The 1,911-nt window shown below is 45.2% G+C and carries 2 protein-coding genes; both read right to left on the bottom strand.

The genetic code is table 11. The annotated features are described in order from the left end of the window. Positions 1-627 (bottom strand): sigma-70 family RNA polymerase sigma factor (locus ACWATR_RS39660; protein WP_460345773.1); only part of this gene is annotated, 627 nt, incomplete at its 3' end. Between the two features lie 72 nt (positions 628-699). Then, positions 700-1,911: SF1B family DNA helicase RecD2 (recD2, locus tag ACWATR_RS39655; protein WP_460345770.1), on the bottom strand; the 1,212-nt coding region annotated here is incomplete at its 5' end.

Here is a 1,911-nt window from a genome sequence, read left to right as displayed (position 1 = left end):
TGTGCGAGAAGCGGTGAGATATTCTCGAAGTTTATCTGTGCTTATGTTTAATGAGGCAGCAATTTCTTCAGCAGTGGCATGGCGGCCGAGTTTTAGAAAACTTTCTCGCTGCACCTTCTTAATTTTATTAAGGATTTCGGTTAGATGAACAGGCAATCTAATAGTGCGGGATTGTTCTGCGATCGCGCGCGTGATTTCCTGACGAATCCACCAGTATGCGTAAGTAGATAATTTATAGCCCCGGTTCGGGTCAAACTTTTCTATGCCCCTTTGTAAACCGATTGCTCCTTCTTGGATCAAATCTAAGAATTCTAAATTGCGGTTTTGGTATTTCTTGGCAACAGAAACTACCAGCCGCAAGTTTGCTGTCACCATTTTCTGTTTAGCTTTTTGACCAAGGTGTAGCGCTGCTCGGATTTGTGTTTCAGTTTTTTCAACAGCATTAGCTAATTCTGTCATTGTTGGTTCGCGGTCTAGCTGTTGAGTGAGTTCATTTTTAGATTGCTCAATAGCAATCATTTGTTGTACCTGTCTACCATAAGCAATTTCTTCGTCTGGTTTTAATAAAGGATACTGACTAATTTCTTGCAAATAGACGCGAACCATGTCGGAACTGAGGCTGGACATACAAACTCAACACTTTTTTAAACCAGGGAATTTAAAAGTATAAATCAAATAGCTCAATAAAGTTTTCTATTTTTAACAATGCTGGACTGCATGAAGCAACCTCTGCTGTAACCGTGTGTAGCGCTGTTGGTCGTCGGTAGAGCGCACCGCCAGAGATATCGCTTTTTTTGCTCCAACCACGATCGCTAACTTCTTGGCACGGGTCAGCCCGGTGTAAAACAGGTTCCGGGTCAACATCATATAGTGCTGCATATAGATTGGCAAAATCACCACCGGATATTCTGAGCCTTGGCTTTTATGAATCGAAATGCTCCAGGCAAGGGCAATTTCATTCAGGTCAGCGTAATCGTAAACCACAGTCCGCTCACCATACAGTACTGTAACTTCCTGCTCTACAGTATCAATGGTGAGGATTATTCCCAAGTCGCCGTTGAAGACTTCGCGGTTGTAATCATTGGTCAACTGGATAATGCGATCGCCCTCACGCAATAAATTCCCACCTCTGTTAATCTCCACCTTGTCGGGGCTGGGTGGGTTGATCAACTGCTGCAATACGGTATTTAGATTGCGAGTCCCAACTACTCCTCGTGTCATCGGGCAAAGGACTTGGACATCAGTAGCTGGATTAAAACCTAAGCGGGGAATGAAATCAGTGATGAGTTCACAGATAGCTTGTACTCCATGTTCCGGCTGATGACCCCCGCCGTGCCATAGACAATCAGACACAGGATTATCCGAAATTGGCTCTATTGTCGGATACTGCCCTCTATTAATTTGGTGAGCAGCAGTAATAATTGCACTGGTTTGGGCTTGGCGAAATACCTGGGTCAACCGCACCACGGGAACTTGTCCCGAATTAATCAGGTCAGACAGTATTTGACCTGGCCCCACAGATGGCAACTGGTCAATGTCACCCACCAATAATAGTAAAGCCCCAGCCAATACAGCTTTCACCAAAGAGTAAGCCAGAAACAAGTCAAGCATCGATGCTTCGTCAGCAATAATTGCTGTGTGGGGTAAAGGATTTTCGCTATCGCACTTGAAACCCCTTGAGCGCGGGTCAAATTCTAACAAGCGATGAATAGTTTTAGCTTCAAGTCCAGTCATTTCACCTAAGCGTTGAGCAGCCCGTCCAGTGGGTGCAGCCAGGGCAATAGATTTACCCATTGCTTTCCACAGGCTGACAATGGTGTGAGTTGTGAAGGTCTTTCCAACCCCAGGGCCACCAGTCAAAATCATGATTTTGGAGTAGGCTGCTGTTTCTACAGCTTGGCGTTGCTGTTG

It is taken from the genome of Nostoc sp. UIC 10890, assembly GCF_054786515.1.
The sequence above is the reverse complement of the archived record's forward strand: the minus strand, read 5'-3'. Positions and strand labels throughout refer to the sequence as shown.